Below are 18,286 nucleotides of genomic sequence, written 5' to 3'. Positions count from 1 at the left end.
GTCTGTCTGCAGAGTGCGGCCGGGCCACCGCCCCGCACTCTGCAGACAGACTGGCCACCGCGGGGCAACCGGCACGGAAGGCGCCCCGAGCACACCCTTTCGTCGCATGGCTGCGCATTCTATTGCCTAACCTAGTTCAGTTTGGTAATTTCACGAAATCTTGGCGATCCGGTCACCGTCCAGCGCAAAGTCCTCTCACTCGTGCGCCGGTTCGGCCGGGAGCCGGTTTCACATAAGGGAGCCGAGAATGAGATCAGATCCGCGACGGCGCGGGGCTTTGCTCATCCTGCTGTCGATCACCACACTGCTGGCCGCCGGGTGCGGCGGCGGCAACGACAACAACGCCGAGTCCAAGGTCGTGCCCGCGTCGGCGGGCATGGACGAACTGGTCGCAGCGGCGAAGAAAGAAGGACAGATCACTGTCTACTCGGCCCAGGATCTGACCGCCCTCAACAACCTCGCGAAGGCCTTCGAGGCCAAGTACCCGGGGATCGACGTCAAGACCGTCCGGGGCGTCGACGGTGACCTCGGCGTGAAGGTCGAGACGGAGTTCAACACCGGCAAGGGCATCGCCGACATGTATGTCAGCGCGAGTCTGTCGTGGGTGAAGCCGCAGGCCGAGGCCAAGCGGTTCCTGGCGCCGACCGGTCCCGAACTGACCGGCAAGGGCGACTATGACGCCAAGCAGTACGTCCACGACGGCAACTACTTCGAGACCAACTCCGCGGTGCTCACGTTCGGCTGGAACTCCAAGCTCTACTCCAAGGGGCTGACCGACTACCCGGACCTGCTCGACCCCTCGCTCGCAGGCGGAAAGATCGGCGTCATCGAGCCGACCGCGCCCTCGATCGTCGACTTCTACCTGTGGCTGGAGGAGACGTACGGCGCCGACTTCGTGAAGAAGCTGGCCGCCCAGAAGCCGCGCATCTACCCCAGCTCTCTGCCGATGGGTGAGGCGCTGCAGTCCGGCGAGATCGCCGCCGGCAGCTTCATAGCGCCGATCGCGCTCGAGCCCGCGAAGAAGAAGGGTGCGCCGGTCGACTACCGCATGCCGCCGGACGGCGCGTGGGGTGCCCGGTACTACGGCATGGTGCTGGAGAGCGCCCCGCACCCCAACGCCGGCCAGCTGTTCGCCGACTTCATGGTGACCGCCAAGGGGCAGGAGCTGATCACGCCGTCCGCGGGCTCGGTGCTGCCCAAGATCCCCGGCACGGTGATCACCAACGACAAGGTACGTGTGCAGGATCCGGCCAAGCTCACACCCGAGGCCGTGGCCGCGTACCAGAAGAAGTGGAAGTCCCTGTTCCAGTAGTTCCAGTAGTTCCGGCAGGGGCGACGGACCGCATCAGCCAGGAACGATGCCAGCAGTGTGGGCACCCGCATCGACGGGTGCCCACTCACCTGATCTTTGAATACCTGGAAATAAGGAGTCCTCGTGTCCCACGTGCGCATCGAGGGTCTGACGAAAAGGTTCGCCGGCAAGCCGCCGGCGGTCGCGGTGGACGACTTGTCGCTGGAGATCGAGCCGGGCGAGTTCATCGTTCTGCTCGGCCCGAGCGGCTGCGGGAAGACCACGACTCTGCGCTGTCTGGCCGGTCTGGAGACGCCCGACGAGGGACGCATCTCCCTGGGCGACCAGACGGTGCTGGATGTACGCGGGAAGGTCAACCTCCCTCCCAACAAGCGCCGGATCGGGATGGTGTTCCAGTCGTACGCGCTGTGGCCGCACATGACCGTGCGCCGCAACATCGGATATCCCCTGAGAACCAGACGGGTGGCCCGTGAGCAGGCGCGCACGCGGATCGAGGAGGCGGCGGAGCTCGTCGACTGTGCCGCCCTGCTCGACCGTTATCCGGCACAGCTCAGCGGCGGCCAGCAGCAGCGGGTCGCCCTGGCCCGCGGCCTGGCCGCCCAGCCCGATCTGGTCCTCTTCGACGAGCCGCTGAGCAACCTCGACGCGCGGCTGCGCGACCAGGTGCGCGCCCAACTGCACGAGCTGCACGCCCGGCTGGGCTTCACCGCCGTGTTCGTCACCCACGACCAGAGCGAGGCGCTGGCGCTCGGCGACCGTTTGGCGATCATGCAAGCCGGGCGGATCGAGCAACTCGACACGCCGGAACGGGTCTTCGAGGAACCGGCCACCGAATACGTCGCCGGGTTCATCGGCATGTCGAACCGGCTTCCGCTGCGGCGTCAGGGCGGGGAATGGGTACTCGCCGGCGACCCGGGCGCCGATGCCCCATCAGGCACCGCAAGCCAGGCGGATGCAGCGAGCCAGGCGGTGGCCGACGAGCTGCCGGTGCCCCGCTCGCTCAGCGAGGTCGCCGCCCGGCTGCGTCCCGACGATCTTCAGCTCTGTCCGGCCGACGAGAAGCCGCCGGCCCACAGCGTCGGCCTCCCTGCGGAGGTCGTCGACGCGCAGTTCGGCGGGCGTCACATGGATGTGGTCGTCGCGATCGCGGACAGCCGCCTGCACGCGCGGGCGCCACTGACCGGCAAGCCATGGGCGCGGAGCCTGTCGCGTGGGCAGCGGGTGACCGCGTGGTTCGCCAAGGACGCGGCCATCTACTACGACGCCGACGGGGTACGGACAGCCGTGCACGCCCCCGCCGCAGTGGGAGCGTGACGTCGTGGCCGCACCCGCCGTACCCGCACACTCCCCCTCTTCCTCCCCCACGACGACACCGCCGCACGCGGCGCCGCCACGGCCGACGGCGCTGAACCGTGCGCGGCGCCATCTGCCGCGGCTCGGCGCGCTCGCCTTCCTGGCCGCCATCGGCTACCTGGTGATCGCCCCGCTGGTGGGCCTGCAACGGCTGGCCTTCGAGGACGACGCCCGTGGCTACAGCACCGCCTTCGACAGCCCGGACATGGCCGAGACGCTGCGTACGACGGCCGGTATGGCGCTGGGTTCGCTGGCCATCGCGCTCGTCCTCGGCACGTTCCTGGCCTGGGCGGCGACCCGCCTGCCACCCCGCCTGCGGCTGCTGCGCGTACTGCCCGTCCTGCCCATCGTGGTCCCGGCCGTGGCGGCGGTCACCGGCTGGGCGTTCCTGTTCTCGCCCCGCCCCGGCTACCTCAACGCGGCGCTGCGCAACCTGCCCTGGTGGGACCATCTCGACGAGGGTCCCGTCGACATCTACACGCTGCCGTGGATCGTCCTCATCACCGGCTTCGGCCTGACCGCCTTCGTCTATCTCTTCGTCAGCGCGGGATTCGGCAACATCAATTCGGAGCTGATCGAGGCGGCACAGGTCAGCGGATCGTCGGCCGCCGGGGTGTTCTTCCGGGTGACGCTGCCGCTGCTGCGTCCGGTCCTGGTGTACGGCGGGTTCGTGGCCCTGCTGCTTGGACTCGGCCAGTTCACGGGCCCGCTGCTGCTGGGCAGGAACAACGGCGTCAACGTCCTCACCACCGACATGTACGTCGCCGTGTCGCAGAGCCCGGTCGACTACGGCAGGGCGGCCGCGATCGGCTCACCGCTGCTGCTCTTCGGCATCGCCGTCGTCCTCTTCCAGAAGGTGATCCTCGGCGATCACAGCCGCTTCGTCACGCACGGCGGCAAGGCGTTCCGGTCCGGCGGGCGGCCGTCGTGGGTGGCGGTCACGGGCATCGTCCTCTACGGCCTGGTGGCGCTCGCGCTGCCGCTGGGCGCGCTCACGGTGGTGTCGCTCTCCGCCTTCTGGAGCGGGAAGATCGAACCGAGCGGGTTCACGCTCGACAACTTCCGGCGCGTCTTCCAGGAGTCGGGGATCACCGACGCGATCGTCAACAGCCTCGTCACCTCGGTCATCTCCGTCGCCATCGCGCTCCCGCTCGGCTTCGTCGCCGCCTCGCTGCTGCTCAAGGGGCGCCGGTTCCGCATCATCCGGGCGGCGGTGGACTTCATCGTGGCGATGCCCCTCGGGATTCCCGCGGTGGTCTTCGGCGCCGGCTTCCTGCTGACGTACAGCCGCGAGCCGTTCATTCTGTACGGCACCCGCACGGTGATCGTCCTCGTCTACGTGACGCTGATGCTGCCCTTCGCCACCCGCATGCAGCTGTCCGGAATGGTGGCGCTCGGCGATAGGTACCTGGAGGCTTCACGTACCAGCGGGGCGGGCGCACTGCGGACCAACACCGAGATCGTGCTGCCGCTGCTGCGCCCCACTCTCGCGGGTGCCGGAGCGTTGATGTTCGTGCTGCTCACCCACGAGTTCACCGCCTCGCTGCTGGTACGGGCGCCCACGACCCAGGTCATGGGGACCATCCTGTTCGACTACTGGTCCAACGGCTCGTACCCGCTGGTCGCGGCGATCGCCCTGGTCATGACGCTGGTGACGTCGGCGGGTGTCTTCGTGGCCATGTCCGTCGCCGGCTCCGACATCTTCGAGAAGCTCTGAGGGGACGGGGCGGGCCGGGCAGTCGCACCCGCCGCCCCCTCCTACACATCCTTGCGGACGGTGGCCAGGGCGCCGATCCCGATCAGGCAGACCGCCATGACGAAGAACGCCGGGGAGAGCAGGTTTCCGGTCCGTTGGACCAGGAAGGTCGCGATGTACGGAGCCGTACCGCCTGCGAGGACGGTGCCGACGTTGTACCCGATCGCCATGCCGGTGTAGCGGACCCGGCGCTCGAACAGATGCGGCCACAGACTGGCCGCCGGGACCTGCACGAACGCGCTGCTCAGCATGAACAGCAGGTAGGCGAGGCCGGCCAGGGCCAGGCTGTGCTGGTCCATGAGCATCATCGTGGGGTAGGCCGTCACCAGGAATCCCAGCAATCCGCACAGCAGGATGCGACGCGAGCCGAACCGGGTTGCGAGCCAGCCGGCCGGCACCATCAGCAGCACGGTGACCAGCACGACGCCCGCGCTCAGCCAGAGCACCTGCGTGGAGTCGTACCCCAGGTCGTTGGTCAGATAGATGCCGATGTACGTCAGTCCGAGGAAGATGGCGCCGCCCTGCGCCATGGACAGGCCGATGGACTGCCACAGCGCCGCGCGGTGGGTGGAGAGGACCTCGCGGATCGGAGCCGTGGGGATGTCGGCGCGCCGTGCCGCCTCCTCGAATTCCGGGGTGTCCTCGATCCGCAGCCGGGCCCACAGGCAGAACAGGGTGAGCGGTATCGCCATCAGGAAGGGCAGCCGCCAGCCCCAGTCGGCCATCTGGTCCTTCGTGGCGAGCGCGGAGATCACCCCGGCCGTGGCGGCCGCGAACATGAACCCGAGGTTGGACCCGATGGGCGTGACGGCACCGAGGAAGGCCCTGCGCCGGGGCGGCGCCGACTCGTAGATGTAAGTGTAGGCGCCGACCGACTCGCCGCCCGTGGAGATGCCCTGCACCAGCCGGGCGAGCAGGAGCAGTACTGCGGCGGCCACGCCGATCTGGCTGTAGGTGGGCAGCAGTCCCGTGATGCTGCTGGCCACTCCCATGCACACCACCGAGGACACCAGTGCCTTGCGACGGCCCCATCGGTCGCCGAGCCATCCGAAGAAGACGCCGCCGACCGGCCGCACCACGAGACCGGTGGCGAACACCGCGAGTGCCGCCAGGAGTGAGGCCGCCGGATCGTCGCTCGGGAAGAACTGCGGAGCGATCACCACGGCGAGATAGCCGTAGACACTGAAGTCGTAGTACTCGATGAGGGTCCCGAGGCTGCCGGCGAGCATCGCGCGGCGCACCGTGACCGGATCGTACGTCGCCGACTCCGCCTCTGCTGCGGCGGACCGATGAGTGGCACTCATGCTCCGACTCTCCTTCCCACGGCACGGTCCCGTACCCTGCCGACGCCCGGGACGGTACAGAACTGAACTCAGTACAGCTACCCTTCATGCACGGATTTCCAGGGAAGCGGAGCGAAAAAGAGACGTGTGGGACGTGCGCATGGGGCGGGATTGATTGCAGGTAAGGCCTGACCAGGCCTTTGCCTAAGGCAAAGTCGAGGATGCCGCGCGACATGGTCACCGTATCCACACGAGTGCGACAGTTGAGATTTTGAATCGGGTTCGGTTTACTCGCAAGAGGTTGGGTGGACTTCGTGAACCTGGTCGGACAGTCGATCCCTTGGCCGAAGGAGCGTCGCATGCGCCCAGATGACGTCGATCTGCTGATCGTCGGTGCGGGTATGGCAGGACTGACCGCCGGCGCCCGCGCCGTTCGCAACGGTCTGTCCGTGGTGATCGCCGAGATCGGCGGGGACGTCGGCGGCTCCGCACGCTTCGCCGGTTACGCGTGGACCGCCCCGAGCCACGACGTCATGGACCAGCACAATCCGCACGGAGACGTCGCGCTCAAGCGCGCGCTCGTGGACCGGTTCGACGACGGTATCTCCTGGATCCGCTCCCTCGGCGTGGAGGCCAAGGAAGCCCAACGCATCCTCAGCTTCGGCCGCGGCCACCAGTTCGACACCAACCACTACGTCGACACCTGCCGTCGGCTCGTCCTCGACAGCGGCGGCGAGCTGCTGCTGGAGACCGACACCGAACGGCTCGTGGTCGAGCACGGCACCGTGGTGGGAGCGGAGCTGAGGGCGGCCGACGGCACACGCAGACAGGCGCGGGCCAGGGCCACGCTTCTCGCGACCGGCGGATTCCAGGGCGACCCCGCCCTCTGCACCGCGCATGTGCACCCCCACGCCGACCGCATGGAACTCCGCTCCAACCCCCACAGCCGCGGCGGCGGTTACCGCCTGGCCACCCGGGTCGGCGCTGCCACCGGCCACCATGACGCCGGCTTCTACGGCCACCTCATTCCCAGCGGCATCCCCTTCGCCGACCCGGCCGACTTCGTCGACATGTCGCTGTATTACAGCGAGCACGCCCTCCTGTTCAATCTGCGGAACGAGCGGTTCGCCGACGAGACGCTGGGCGACCACCTCACCGCCATGGCGCTGCTGGAGCAGCCCGAGAGCCGCGGTCTCCTCATCGCCGACGCCCGGGTGTTCCGCGACTGGATCGTCGGCTCGTACGTCGAGGGTGCGGTCGCCGTCGACAAGTTCGCCCTGGCGAGCAAGCGAGGCGGCCGCGTCGGACTCGCCGAAGACCTCGACGAACTGGCCTGGCTGCCGGAGGAATGGGGATACCGGGGCGACGCCGTCCGTGACGCCGTCAAGCGGTTCAACGAGCAGACCTCGACAGGGCTGGAACCGGCGCCCGGCCGAGAACTGGACCGTCTGCCATTGGACGAACCGCCGTACTACGTCATCGAGACGGTGCCGGCCATCACCTTCCCCTTTCACGGCGTACGCATCGACGACCGGGCCCGCGTATTGCGCGAGGACGGCGAACCGCTCGGCGGACTCCTGGCCGCCGGGTCGGACACGGGCGGTCTGTGGCACCGCGCCTACGCGGGCGGACTCGCCTCAGCCCTCGTGTACGGACTGACCGCCGCGGACACCGCCACAAAGATCGCCACCAGGGTGGTACGCCACACCTGACCGGGCCGCGCACTCCCCACGGGCGCCGTCGGATCTCGGCCGCAACCGAGGCCGCCACCCCGTTCCCCGGGGCGGGGCCTGCCACCGGCTCAGCGCACTCCGGCCAGCCGCAAGGCGAAGTCGCCGTACTGGTAGACGACCTGATCCTCCGTCAGGTCACCCTTCTCGCGGTACCAGACGGCCACACCCATCCCGAGGTCCAGGATCGCGTAGGAGGTCAGCTTCACTGTGGTGATCGCGAAGCGGCCGGCGTCCACACCTTCGGTGAGCAACGTCCGGAACGCCTGCTCGTAGGCCGCGCGCCGCCGCAGGACCTCCGTGCGGTGCGGCTCCTCCAGGCTGCGGATCTCCCGGGTCCCCACGAACGCTTCCAGGCGGTGCCGGGCGTGGTAGCGGACATGCGCTTCGGCGGTCCGGCGCAGCCGCTCCACCACGTCCTCACAGCCGGCCACCGCGATGCGGTGATTGCGCAGCAGGTCGTCCATCGTGCCCGTCATGATCTGCGCGAGCAGTTCCTGTTTGGACCCCACGTGCTTGTACAGACTCGGCCCGCGCATCCCCACGGCTTCGCCGATGTCGGCCATCGTGGTGGCGGCGTACCCGCGCTCGGCGAACAGGACGAGAGCTGCGGCCCTGATCTCCGCCGCACGCGGTCCCGGGGACCTGCCGACCGCCGTACGCCCCCGGGCAGTCACCGCCGACCGACTGCCGCGCTCTGACGTCACGCTTCCCCTGCCTCGTCCATTGGCTAACGTCCCGTAGCCGTACGCGTAAACCCACTCCGCCGGGCTCACCGTAACGTATCCGGGACCGCGACTCCCCTGGAGTGCCGCACGCCGACGCACCGGAAAACGTACGTTGGCCCGATCCGTACCCCCGCCCTGCCCGGTCCAGCCGTGCTGCTGGTGCGGTGAGCTGCTGGTGCTGTGACCGGAGAGGCCCTTGGGAGGCCTGCTCGCTCGTGGCCAGGACCAACTCGAGCGCAGAACTCCGCAGTTGGTTCCCCCGACACGGCTGTCCACTCTTTCGGGTGAGACCTTCGAGCTGACACACTCCGGAGGGTGCCCGACTTCGACATGCTCGTCATCGGATCCGGCCCGGGCGGCCAGAAGGCCGCCATCGCCGCGGCCAAGCTCGGCCGCCGGGTCGCCGTCATCGACCGCCCCGACATGGTCGGCGGGGTCTCCATCCACACCGGGACCATCCCCTCCAAGACCCTGCGCGAGGCGGTCGTGTACCTCTCCGGCCTCACCCAGCGTGATCTGTACGGCCAGAACTACCGCGTCAAGGAGGACATCACCGTCGCCGACCTGACCGCGCGCACCCAGCACGTGGTCGGCCGGGAGGTCGACGTCATCCGCAACCAGCTCTCCCGCAACGACGTGTCCCTCTTCGGCGGCACCGGCCGTTTCGTGGACGACCACACCATCGCCCTGAACGAAGTGAACGGCAACGAACGGCTGTTGAGCGCCGAGCACATCATCATCGCCACCGGTACCCGTCCCGCCCGTCCCGCGAGCGTCGAGTTCGACGGACGGACGATCATGGATTCGGACAACGTCCTCAATCTGGAACGGGTGCCGCGCTCCATGGTCATTGTCGGCGCCGGCGTGATCGGCATGGAGTACGCCTCCATGTTCGCCGCTCTCGGCAGCAAGGTCACCGTGGTCGAACAGCGGCCCGGAATGCTCGACTTCTGCGACGTCGAGGTGATCGAGTCGCTGAAGTACCACCTGCGGGACCTGGCCGTCACCTTCCGCTTCGGAGAGACCGTCGCCGCGGTCGAACGTCACCCTCGGGGCACCCTCACCGTTCTGGCGAGCGGCAAGAAGATCCCCGCGGACGCCGTGATGTACTCCGCGGGCCGCCAGGGCCTCACCGACGACCTCGACCTCGACAAGGCCGGCCTGTCCGCCGATGGGCGCGGCCGGATCAAGGTCGACGAGCACTATCGCACCGAGGTGCCGCACATCTACGCCGTCGGCGACGTCATCGGCTTCCCTGCGCTGGCCGCCACGTCGATGGAACAGGGGCGTACGGCGGCCTACCACGCCTGTGGCGAGCCGGTGAACCGGATGCACGACCTCCAGCCGATCGGCATCTACACCATCCCGGAGATCAGCTTCATCGGACGGACCGAGGACCAGCTCACCGAGGACTCGGTGCCGTACGAGGTCGGCATCTCCCGCTATCGCGAACTGGCCCGGGGGCAGATCATCGGCGACTCGCACGGCATGCTCAAACTGCTGGTCTCGCCGGACGACCGCAGACTGCTCGGCGTGCACTGCTTCGGCACCGGGGCCACCGAGCTCATCCACATCGGACAGTCCGTGATGGGCTGCGGCGGCACGGTCGACTATCTGGTCGACGCGGTCTTCAACTACCCCACGCTCGCGGAGTCCTACAAAGTCGCCGCCCTCGACGCGACGAACAAGATCCGGCAGATCGACCGGCTCAGGGACTGATCGTTCTGCCATCTCCGGCAACGCAACCGGATTCGGGAGCAGAAGGCGGGCCACGCAGCCCCGGCGGAGACTCCGCCGGGGCTGCGGCCGTCTCTGTTGTCCGCACAGCTTGCTCGTGGACGCTTCACAGGCAGCGCGCTTAATCTCACGCACACCAGCGGGCGAGCAGACGAGCAAAGGCGAGCAGTCATGAGTGCAGAGATCCACGACCACGACAGAGGTCTGTCCTTCGACCTCCCCACGCTTCACCGCCGCAAGATGATCCGCCTGCTGGCCGGCGTGAGCCTGGCGCCGCTGGCGGCTTGCACCGGCGACGGCTCGGACACCGCCTCCTCCTCGTCCTCGCCTTCCTCCTCCTCGTCTGCCGCGGCCTCCTCGGGGACCTCCGACGCGAGCTGCGAGACCATCCCGGGCGAGACGGCCGGTCCCTTCCCCGGCGACGGCTCCAACGGCGTGAACGTCCTCAAGGAGAGCGGTGTCGTCCGCGAGGACATCACCTCCAGCTTCGGCTCCGCGGGGGGCAAGGCCGAGGGCATACCGCTGACCATCACCCTCACTGTCGTCGATGCCGCCTCCGGCTGCGGTACGCCGAAGGAGGGCGCGGCGGTCTACATCTGGCAGTGCGACCGGGAGGGCAACTACTCCCTCTACTCCGAGGGCGTCACCGAGGAGAACTACCTCCGCGGCGTCCAGGAGACCGACTCCAAGGGCCAGGTCACCTTCACCAGCATCTTCCCGGGTTGCTACCCGGGCCGCTGGCCGCACATCCACTTCGAGGTGTACGGCAGCCTGGAGGACGCCACCAACGCCACGTCCATCACGGCGACTTCGCAGCTCGCCCTGCCCGAGGAGGTCTGCGACACCGTGTACGCGACGGACGGCTACGACAGCAGCGTCCAGAACCTGGGCCGGCTCTCCCTGGAAAGCGACAACATCTTCAGCGATGGCTACGACCAGCAGATGGCGACGGTCGAAGGCAGCGTCGCCAAGGGCTACACGGCCACCCTTACGGTGCCGGTCTGACAAGGAAAGCGGCGATCGGACCTGCCGGTGCAGGTCCGATCGCCACTCGGTGCCGTCCGAGGACGGTCAGAACGAACTGCGCCTCATACGGCGGAGAAGCACGAAGCCGACGATCACGAGAACCGCTCCCGCTGCGGCCGGCCACAGCTGCGTACCGGTCTCGGCGAGGCTGCCGGTGGAGCCCTGCGGTTCGGTCTGCGCATCGGCGGCCTGATCGTTCCCGCCGTCGGGCGATGTCTGCTCGGCGTTGCCCGCTCCGCTGCCGCCGTCGCTGTCCGAGCCCCCGTCCGATGAGGTGACCGGATCGCTCTGGGTGGCCGAGGGCGTCGTATAGACCTCGGGGTCCGCATTGTCGCGGGCGGTGGGCGAGGCGCCGACCGCCGGTGCGGTGCCCGGCTCACTGGTGACGGGCTCCGGCGTGTCCTTGTCCCCGGTGTTGTTGCCAGGGTCCTCTTCGTTGTTCCCGCCGGTCGAGTCGTCAGGAGTCGGCGTCGGCTTGTCCTGCGGCTCTTGCGGCTTCTGGGGCTCTTGCGGTTCCTGCGGCTCCTCACTGCCGGAGCCGGAGTCGTCGCCGGAACCGGAGTCTGCGCCGGCGCCGCACTTCTGGCCGCCGTTGATGCAGTCGACCATCTCCCCCATGAGGTCTTCGTCGAAGACGTTGATGAAGTCGCCGTGGTCCGTGACCGGCTTGTGCAGCTGCTCGGGGAAGGAGTCCACCGCGAACAGTGGGGTCGTACGGCCGCCGTCGTTCAGGCTCGGCGCGTCGACGTCGTAGACGATGCGCTGCACCAGCTGCGGAATGGCCTGGAAGCCGTTCGCGCAGTTGCCGTTGGCGTCGGCGAACGCCACGTGGGTGCGGTGATTGGCACTGTCGATGTTCCGGCCGTCCCAGCAGCTCTGGAACTTGAAGGTGCGCACCACGTCACTGCCCTTGGGGCAGATCGGGTACTTGTCCTTCAGTTGCCGGTCCTCGAACCCGGTGCAGCTCCACGAGGCATTGGCGTTGGCGGTGCCGTTGACGAACGCCTTGGCGTCACCGGTGATGATGCGCAGCAGCCGCGGCATCTCCGTGACCTTGCTCTGCGGGTTGCCCACGAAGGTCATGGTCACCTGCTTGGGCGTGACGATCTCACCGGCGTTGCCCTCGATGCCGCCGCCGGGCGAGTTGGCGTCCTGCTCCTGGGCGCCGTTCTGCAGTCGAATCACGGGCCAGAAGTACGAGGACTTGTCGCCCTGGTCCTCGCAGGTCGTGTCGCCGTTCGCCAGGTCGTCGTCGCTCGCGAAGGCGTTGTTGGCCTGGTTGCCGACGTAGTCGTGGAAGTGGTGGGCGCCGTTGGAGACACCGGGGGCCACGATCACGTTGTCGGAGTTGAACAGGCCGTTGGCGTTCACACCACAGCTGGTGGCGAAGGTGCCGCGGGAGGCGTTGCTCTGCTTGGGCGGGTTCTGCACGTTGGGCTGGACGGTGGTGATGTCGGCGTAGTCCGCTGCCACAGGCCCGTTTCCGGCCTGACCACCGTTGCCGTCCTGCTCCTGACCATCACCCTGGTCCTGACCGTCACCCTGGTCCTGGCCCTGCTCGTCCTGGTTGTCGCCGCCCGCGTCCTGACCGTCACCGCCCTGGTCCTGGCCCTGGTCGCCGTTCTCCCCGTCGCCGGTCTGGTTGCCGGAGGCGCGCAACGTGCAGGCCGCGAGCGAATCGAGACCCTGCGGACGGTCCCCCACGCGACCGATGGCGATGGCGATCCGCTCGATCGTCGCGGTCCGCTTGTCTTTCAACGGATTCATGATCGCGTTGTCGGCGAAGTTCGCGTCCTGCTGCACGGCCTGCGCCGAGTTCTGCAGCCGCTGGTAGGCCTCGGCGATCTGCTTGTCCAGGAGCGCAAGTTCCTTGTCGACCTCCGCCCTCGCCTGGTCCGGAACCGCTGTCAACTGACTGCCGACGTCCGGGCAGTCGATCGTGGCGGCTCCCGAAGCCAGAACCTGGTCCGTCCGGTTCTGGCTCGACGGCTGGTCCGAGCCGCTCTCGGTGGCTGTGGCGTAAACGTTCGCCGCTACCAGCCCACCTCCACCCAACATCAGCGCGACCGCCGCAAAGGTTGTGCGTCGTGCGCCTGTCGGGCGTCTTCGCGTGTTCCGTCTCACGGGAGTTCTCCTACGCTTCATGGGCAGCTCGGCTGACAATCCCCTGCCCCCATACGGACAGCAGCTCCCGCGTGTTCAAACGCCCCACAAATTCATAGAGACCTCTTACGAATCAGCCACCGGATGACGATCCGGCGGTCGCCGTGTCCACCGGCCGATCACACAGGCCGACACAGCCGACACCCACCGGCCCCGCTCTGAGGCGAGGGCGTGCCCCGCTGCTTAAGTGCCTCTTAAATGCGCGTTAAGCAATCTTGATCGCACTACGCGTTCTCAAGTAACCGCAGGTCAGGGGGATTTGAGGGCTCGGCTCACCGGTTGGCCGGCCCGTCGGGCGTGCGTAGCATCTGGGAACGCGGGCGCTCTCCGCCATCCCCGAGAGCGCTCTCATCCGTCCTCCCCACTCATCTCCAACCCCCCACCTGTCGCGTCCCCAGAGCGACACGAGCATCGAGGAGCACCTCCCCCCATGACACCTCGTCACCAGCGCAGCCTCACCCGCCGCAAGCTCTTCGTCGCGCTCGGGGGCGCGGCGGTCGCCGCTCCCGCGATCGCCGCGGTGGCGCCGTACGCCCTCGCCGGGACGACCGAGGACGACGACAGAGCTGCCGCGGCGGCGGGCAGTCTGCCGTTGACGATCACCAACGGCAGCGGGTCGTTCGACAACGCCTCCGTCCACGTCTACATCGTGGGCAACCAGGACGGAAAGCAGGTGCGGGTCACTCCCGACGGCACGCTCGCGCCGATATCCGTCTCGGACAACGGCGCGGACGGCTTCACCGACTACGCGATCACTCTGGCCGGCAGCGGCGAGACCCGGCTCGCCCTGCCCTACATGTCCGGGCGCATCTATGTGTCGCTGGGCCAGAAGCTCAAGTTCAAGGCCGTCGCGGACGGCAACGGCAATGCCGCTCTCCAGTACCCGGCGGGCTGGGTGAAGTCGGATCCCAACTACGCCGTGCTGCACGACTGTGCCGAGTTCACCTACAACTCCGCCGGGATGTTCTGCAATACGACGATGGTGGACATGTTCAGTGTGCCGATGAGCATCCGGCTGACCGGCGCCAAGGACCAGACGACGGGCACCCTGCGCGACGGGGGCCGTGCGGCCGCCTTCGCCGCCGTCAAGGAGGTCGAGGAGTTCGCGCCCCTGCTGGTGGACGACGTCCGCATCGTCGCGCCCGGGCACGGCCTGGACGCCGGCCTGTTCCCCCAGGACTACTTCAGCCCGTACATAGACGAGGTGTGGAGCACGTACAGCGGCAAGGACCTCGAGGTGACCACCAACGCGGGCACCTTCACCGGTCGGGTGCGCGGCGAGAAGCTGACCTTCGAAGGGCCCGCCCCGGTCGCCTTCTCCCGGCCGTCCACCCGTGACGTCCTCTTCTGCGACGGCGATCTCGCCGCCCCCAACGACGGCACCACGGGACCCGTCGCCGCCGTGCTCGGAGCCGGCTTCAACCGCTCCACCCTCCTCGACGACACCGCCCAGCCCTCGACCGACGCGTCGTCCTTCTACCGGGGCGCGCTCACCAACCACTACGCGAAGGCCGTCCACGCCGCGACCGAGGACGGCAAGGCCTACGGATTCGCCTTCGACGACGTGGCGGACTTCGCGTCGTACATCCAGGACACGGCTCCCACGGGGATACGGCTCACGCTCACGGCCTTCTGAAGCGCTCCTCCGAGGCGCTCCTTCGAGGCGCTCCTCCAGGTCGTTCCGATCGAGGAGGTACCCAGGCAGGTACCTCCTCGGGTACCGTGCGCGTATGCCAGCACTCAACATCGAATTCACCGCGGACGAGATGGCCCGTCTCCGCGATCGCGCCATGATCGCCGGCAAGAGCCTCAAGCAGCACGTCCACGACGTCACCGTGGAAGAAGCCGACCGGATCGCCTTCGTCGAGGGTGCCGCGGCCGAGGCCGAGCGCATCCTGCCCGCCGTCCTGGAGCGCTTCCCCGCGGGCCTGCGGTGAGTCCGGTCATCCGCGTCGACGTCGGCTGGGTTCTGCAGGTCCAGGCGGCGATCTCCCCCCTGAACGTTCCGATCGCCGACTGGGGCGCCCTCGGCTTCATGGCAGAACGCCACAGGTTCGAGCGCGAACGCGGCACGCTCTACTACGAAGAGGCTTCCGCCCGCGCCGCCACCTTCCTGCACACGGCCCTGCTGCTGCGCCCGTTCACGGACTTCAACCTCGTCATCGGCTGGGGTTGCACGCACCAGTACATGAGCGTCTCCGGGCAGCCGGTGCGGGCGAAGGACGAGGAACTGTACGAGTTGGCCGGAGCCGTCCGCGCCCAGGAAGCCGACCTGCGGTCGGTCGCCCAGCGCGTCGAGGCCTGGCGTACGGCTTAGGCCTGCTGCGAACGACTACCCGACGAGTGTCTGGGTGCCGAGCGCGGTGAGCAGTGCGAGGCGTTCCGCGTCCTCGGTGCCGGGCTCGGCCGTGTAGATCATGATGCGCAGGTCGCTGCCCGCCACACTGAGCACGTCGCAGTCCAGCGTCAGGGCGCCCACCTGCGGATGCTCGACGGTCTTGCGCGCGGCCTCGTGCCGGCCGACGGTACCCGCTTCCCACAGCTCGGCGAACCGTTCGCTGTTCGTGTGCAACTCCCCGATCAGGCGCCGCAGTTGGCCGTCGGCCGGGTAGCGCCCTGCGGTGGCGCGCAGGTCGGCGGCCATCGTGGCCTCGAACTCACGCTGTTCCTCCGGTGTGTGCCGGACCCGGCTGCCCGGGCCGAGGAAGGCACGCCACACACCGTTGCGTTCGAAGCCGCGCCATCCGGACGGGTCACCCATCAGCGCCGCGTACAGCGGGTTGGCCAGCAGCAGCGTCCAGGCCGCGTCGAAGACCGCGACGGCGCCTGACAGCCGGTCCAGGAGTCGGTGGACGCTCGGGGTGATGTACGCGGGCACCGCTTCGGGACCCGGCGGCACCAGCCCCGCCGCCCGGAACAGGTACGCGCGCTCGTCTCCCGACAGCCGGAGTGCCCGGGCCAGGGCCTCGACGATCTGGGGGGACGGGTTGGTCGCCCGCCCTTGTTCGAGGCGGGTGACGTAGTCGACGGAGATCCCGGCCAGCAGGGCCAGTTCCTCGCGGCGCAGCCCGGCTGCGCGCCGGTGTCCTCCGGTGGGCAGGCCGGCCGTCTCGGGCGAGACCCGGTCGCGCCAACGCCGCAGCGCTCGCCCGAGTTTGGTCGCGGTCATGTCCCCCAGTGAACACCGTCCGCCGGTCGTCTGCCTGGTATCCGCAGTCCCAGGAAGCAGGGACGCCTGGCTGTCCGCGCCGCCGCGCCGGAGCCTGGGGGCATGACGACAACACTGATCACCGGAGCCAACAAGGGACTCGGCCACGAGACCGCCCGCCGGCTCGTCGCCGCGGGTCACACCGTCTACGTCGGCAGCCGGGACGCGGAACGGGGGCGGCGTGCCGCCGACCGGCTGGGCGCGCGGTTCGTCCTGCTCGATGTCACCGACGACGCTTCCGTCGCGGCCGCCGCCAAAGCCGTCGAGGCCGACGGTGGTCTCGACGTGCTGATCAACAACGCCGGTATCGAGCGGCGGGACGAGAACAACAACGTGATCGGCGCCGCGGACGTGACCGCCGACATGATGCGCACGATGTTCGAGACGAACGCCTTCGGCGTCGTCCGCGTCACCCATGCCTTCCTGCCGCTGCTGCGGCGCTCGGCCGCGCCGGTCGTGGTCAACGTCAGCAGCGGCCTGGCCTCCCTGTCCCGTGTCGCGGAACCAGGCACGCCGGCGTACGCCTACCCCGGTGTCGCCTATCCGGCGTCGAAGACCGCGGTCAACATGATCACCGTGCAGTACGCGAAGGCGTTCCCGGACCTGCGGATCAACGCGGTGGAGCCCGGCTACACCGCGACCGACCTGAACGGACACACGGGGACGCAGAGTGTCGAGGCGGGCGCCGAAATCATCGTCCGTATGGCGCAGTTGGGCCCCGACGGCCCGACCGGAGGCTACTTCGACGCCTCAGGCCCCCTCCCCTGGTAGCCGGGAGCGGACGCGTCGTGCCTGGCAGGCGCGCTTACTTGCAGAAAACCCTTTCCCGATCCTCTTCCGTGACTATGGTCGCTCCCAGTATCCAAGGGCCCGCCGGGACTCGGCGGGCAGTAGGAACGTGTGGTGCGAGGAGGCACGGGCATGGCTCGGGGCGACGAGTACTACGACAACGCGGAGGCCGACGGCGGGGTGCACGCCGGTCAGCGCTCGGCGCCGCCTGAGCCTGAGCAGGAAGAGCTCTCGTCGGTGCCCGATGCGCGGCTGACCGATCTGCTGCGCGCCGACATCCGGACCGTACGCCCCGCGTTGCGCGAGCTGCGCAGCCGTCATCGCCCCGCGGTTCTCTCGTACGCCCGTCTGTGCACGGTCGACGAGGCGGCGGCTCGTCGGCTCATGGCGACGGCCTTCGGTCTCGCGGCCGGCGAGACGGCGCGCGGCCTCGAACCGCGGACCCCCTGGCGGCATCAACTCCTGCTGCTGGCGTGCCGGGTGGCCGCCGAGTGGTCCGCCGACGAACGTGCCGCCCGCCTCGACCCGGGCCTGCTCACCCGTCTGCATGAGACGACGGGCGCCGACGGGCCCGTCCCGCCGATGCTCGCCGCGTTCCTGGAGCTGCCCACGCGGGTGCAGGGCCTGGTCTGGTACGGCATCGTGGACGCGGAATCCGAGGCCGACACCGCCCGCTACCTGGGCGTCACGCCCGAGGATGTGGCGTACGGCATGGAAGGGGCGTTCCAGGCCCTGCGCCACTCCGTCCTCAAGACGCGCCTGGCCGGCTCCGGCGATCCCCGCTGCCAGGACTTCCACCGCCTGATCGAGGAGGCGGTGCACCCCGAGCGCCCTCGCCACAGCGCGGACCTGGACGCCCACATGGCCGACTGCCCGCACTGTGCCACCGGGTACGAGGAGTTGGCGGCCCTGCGCGACACTCCGCAGGCGGCTCTGGCCGAGGGGCTGCTCCCCTGGGGCGGCACCGCGTACGCCATGAGCGGCGGGGCGGCGAGCGAGGGCCGCCCGGAGGCGCGTACGACGACGGAGCAGGCCGAGAGCACGGCGGCCTGGTGGAGCCCGTCGGCCTGGTGGCCGTCCCGCCGCTTCGTGCTCGCCTCGGCCGCACTCGGTGTCGCGGTGATACCGCTGCTGATCTTCCTGCTGACACCGGGTGACTCGGGATCGCAGGACCCGGCCGGCGCCGTGGACACCCCGACCC

At 68.9% G+C, this 18,286-nt stretch carries 14 protein-coding genes and 1 pseudogene; 11 read left to right on the top strand and 4 right to left on the bottom strand.

The genetic code is table 11. The features are described from left to right. The first annotated feature begins 247 nt into the window (after window positions 1–247). The 3 genes from G5C60_RS40115 (at window position 248) to G5C60_RS40105 (ending at window position 4,382) form a co-directional block, all read left to right on the top strand. Entirely contained in the window at window positions 248–1,312 is a 1,065-nt protein-coding gene (locus tag G5C60_RS40115) for an ABC transporter substrate-binding protein (RefSeq protein ID WP_165267252.1), read from the top strand. Between the two features lie 123 nt (window positions 1,313–1,435). Beyond that, the gene (locus tag G5C60_RS40110; protein ID WP_165267251.1) at window positions 1,436–2,626 is read left to right on the top strand and encodes an ATP-binding cassette domain-containing protein; all 1,191 of its coding nucleotides are present in this window, start codon (window positions 1,436–1,438) and stop codon (window positions 2,624–2,626) included. A gap of 4 nt (window positions 2,627–2,630) precedes the next feature. Further along, complete coding sequence (locus G5C60_RS40105) at window positions 2,631–4,382, top strand: ABC transporter permease subunit (RefSeq protein WP_206440564.1); 1,752 nt, start codon at window positions 2,631–2,633, stop codon at window positions 4,380–4,382. 41 nt (window positions 4,383–4,423) lie between these two features. Here the strand turns inward: G5C60_RS40105 and G5C60_RS40100 are convergent, their stop codons facing one another. Continuing rightward, the gene (locus tag G5C60_RS40100; RefSeq protein WP_206440563.1) at window positions 4,424–5,725 is read right to left on the bottom strand and encodes an MFS transporter; all 1,302 of its coding nucleotides are present in this window, start codon (window positions 5,723–5,725) and stop codon (window positions 4,424–4,426) included. A 338-nt stretch (window positions 5,726–6,063) separates the two neighbouring features. Between G5C60_RS40100 and G5C60_RS40095 the strand changes: the two genes are divergently transcribed. Next, window positions 6,064–7,416: an FAD-dependent oxidoreductase gene (locus G5C60_RS40095; RefSeq protein ID WP_165267249.1), complete on the top strand. Its 1,353-nt coding sequence runs from the start codon at window positions 6,064–6,066 to the stop codon at window positions 7,414–7,416. An 89-nt stretch (window positions 7,417–7,505) separates the two neighbouring features. Here G5C60_RS40095 and G5C60_RS53390 read toward each other — a convergent pair whose 3' ends face one another. Further along, window positions 7,506–8,141: a TetR-type transcription factor C-terminal domain-containing protein gene (locus tag G5C60_RS53390; RefSeq protein ID WP_165267247.1), complete on the bottom strand. Its 636-nt coding sequence runs from the start codon at window positions 8,139–8,141 to the stop codon at window positions 7,506–7,508. Window positions 8,142–8,477: 336 nt separating this feature from the next. Between G5C60_RS53390 and sthA the strand changes: the two genes are divergently transcribed. Next, entirely contained in the window at window positions 8,478–9,881 is a 1,404-nt protein-coding gene (sthA, locus tag G5C60_RS40085) for a Si-specific NAD(P)(+) transhydrogenase (RefSeq protein ID WP_165267245.1), read from the top strand. 189 nt (window positions 9,882–10,070) lie between these two features. Beyond that, window positions 10,071–10,904 (top strand): intradiol ring-cleavage dioxygenase, encoded by an 834-nt coding sequence (locus G5C60_RS40080; RefSeq protein ID WP_165267243.1) that lies wholly within the window; start codon window positions 10,071–10,073, stop codon window positions 10,902–10,904. 66 nt (window positions 10,905–10,970) lie between these two features. Here the strand turns inward: G5C60_RS40080 and G5C60_RS40075 are convergent, their stop codons facing one another. Next, the gene (locus tag G5C60_RS40075) at window positions 10,971–12,983 is read right to left on the bottom strand and encodes a DUF1996 domain-containing protein (protein WP_165267241.1); all 2,013 of its coding nucleotides are present in this window, start codon (window positions 12,981–12,983) and stop codon (window positions 10,971–10,973) included. Between the two features lie 535 nt (window positions 12,984–13,518). On the opposite strand from G5C60_RS40075, the gene G5C60_RS40070 reads away from it, so the two are divergent. From G5C60_RS40070 to G5C60_RS40060, 3 genes are all read left to right on the top strand, one after another. Next, a complete protein-coding gene (locus G5C60_RS40070; RefSeq protein WP_165267239.1) occupies window positions 13,519–14,724 on the top strand; it encodes a glycoside hydrolase family 64 protein in 1,206 nt (401 codons plus the stop codon). Window positions 14,725–14,818: 94 nt separating this feature from the next. Further along, window positions 14,819–15,025, top strand: a complete 207-nt coding sequence (locus G5C60_RS40065) for a hypothetical protein (protein ID WP_165267237.1) — start codon at window positions 14,819–14,821, stop codon at window positions 15,023–15,025. Then, the gene (locus tag G5C60_RS40060) at window positions 15,022–15,405 is read left to right on the top strand and encodes a hypothetical protein (RefSeq protein ID WP_165267235.1); all 384 of its coding nucleotides are present in this window, start codon (window positions 15,022–15,024) and stop codon (window positions 15,403–15,405) included. Before G5C60_RS40065 ends, G5C60_RS40060 begins: the two co-directional genes overlap by 4 nt. Window positions 15,406–15,420: 15 nt before the next feature. On the opposite strand, the gene G5C60_RS40055 is transcribed toward G5C60_RS40060, so the two are convergent. Continuing rightward, complete coding sequence (locus tag G5C60_RS40055) at window positions 15,421–16,257, bottom strand: helix-turn-helix transcriptional regulator (protein ID WP_165267233.1); 837 nt, start codon at window positions 16,255–16,257, stop codon at window positions 15,421–15,423. A gap of 102 nt (window positions 16,258–16,359) precedes the next feature. Between G5C60_RS40055 and G5C60_RS40050 the strand changes: the two genes are divergently transcribed. Further along, window positions 16,360–17,067: an SDR family NAD(P)-dependent oxidoreductase gene (locus G5C60_RS40050; protein ID WP_165267231.1), complete on the top strand. Its 708-nt coding sequence runs from the start codon at window positions 16,360–16,362 to the stop codon at window positions 17,065–17,067. A gap of 150 nt (window positions 17,068–17,217) precedes the next feature. Further along, window positions 17,218–18,286 (top strand): annotated as a pseudogene (locus G5C60_RS40045) (ricin-type beta-trefoil lectin domain protein); the annotation flags it as partial.

The sequence above is a fragment of the Streptomyces scabichelini genome (genome assembly GCF_011045015.1).
GTDB lineage: Bacteria > Actinomycetota > Actinomycetes > Streptomycetales > Streptomycetaceae > Streptomyces > Streptomyces scabichelini.
Note: the sequence above shows the minus strand (reverse complement) of the source record. Positions and strands in the feature narration are given on the sequence as shown.

Coding starts and splice junctions, on each gene's coding strand:
- G5C60_RS40115 (WP_165267252.1), top strand. CDS start 248: ATGAGATCAGATCCGCGACGGCGCGGGGCTTTGCTCATCCTGCTGTCG.
- G5C60_RS40100 (WP_206440563.1), bottom strand. CDS start 5,725: ATGAGTGCCACTCATCGGTCCGCCGCAGCAGAGGCGGAGTCGGCGACG.
- G5C60_RS40095 (WP_165267249.1), top strand. CDS start 6,064: ATGCGCCCAGATGACGTCGATCTGCTGATCGTCGGTGCGGGTATGGCA.
- G5C60_RS40080 (WP_165267243.1), top strand. CDS start 10,071: ATGAGTGCAGAGATCCACGACCACGACAGAGGTCTGTCCTTCGACCTC.
- G5C60_RS40075 (WP_165267241.1), bottom strand. CDS start 12,983: ATGTTGGGTGGAGGTGGGCTGGTAGCGGCGAACGTTTACGCCACAGCC.
- G5C60_RS40070 (WP_165267239.1), top strand. CDS start 13,519: ATGACACCTCGTCACCAGCGCAGCCTCACCCGCCGCAAGCTCTTCGTC.
- G5C60_RS40065 (WP_165267237.1), top strand. CDS start 14,819: ATGCCAGCACTCAACATCGAATTCACCGCGGACGAGATGGCCCGTCTC.
- G5C60_RS40055 (WP_165267233.1), bottom strand. CDS start 16,257: ATGACCGCGACCAAACTCGGGCGAGCGCTGCGGCGTTGGCGCGACCGG.
- G5C60_RS40050 (WP_165267231.1), top strand. CDS start 16,360: ATGACGACAACACTGATCACCGGAGCCAACAAGGGACTCGGCCACGAG.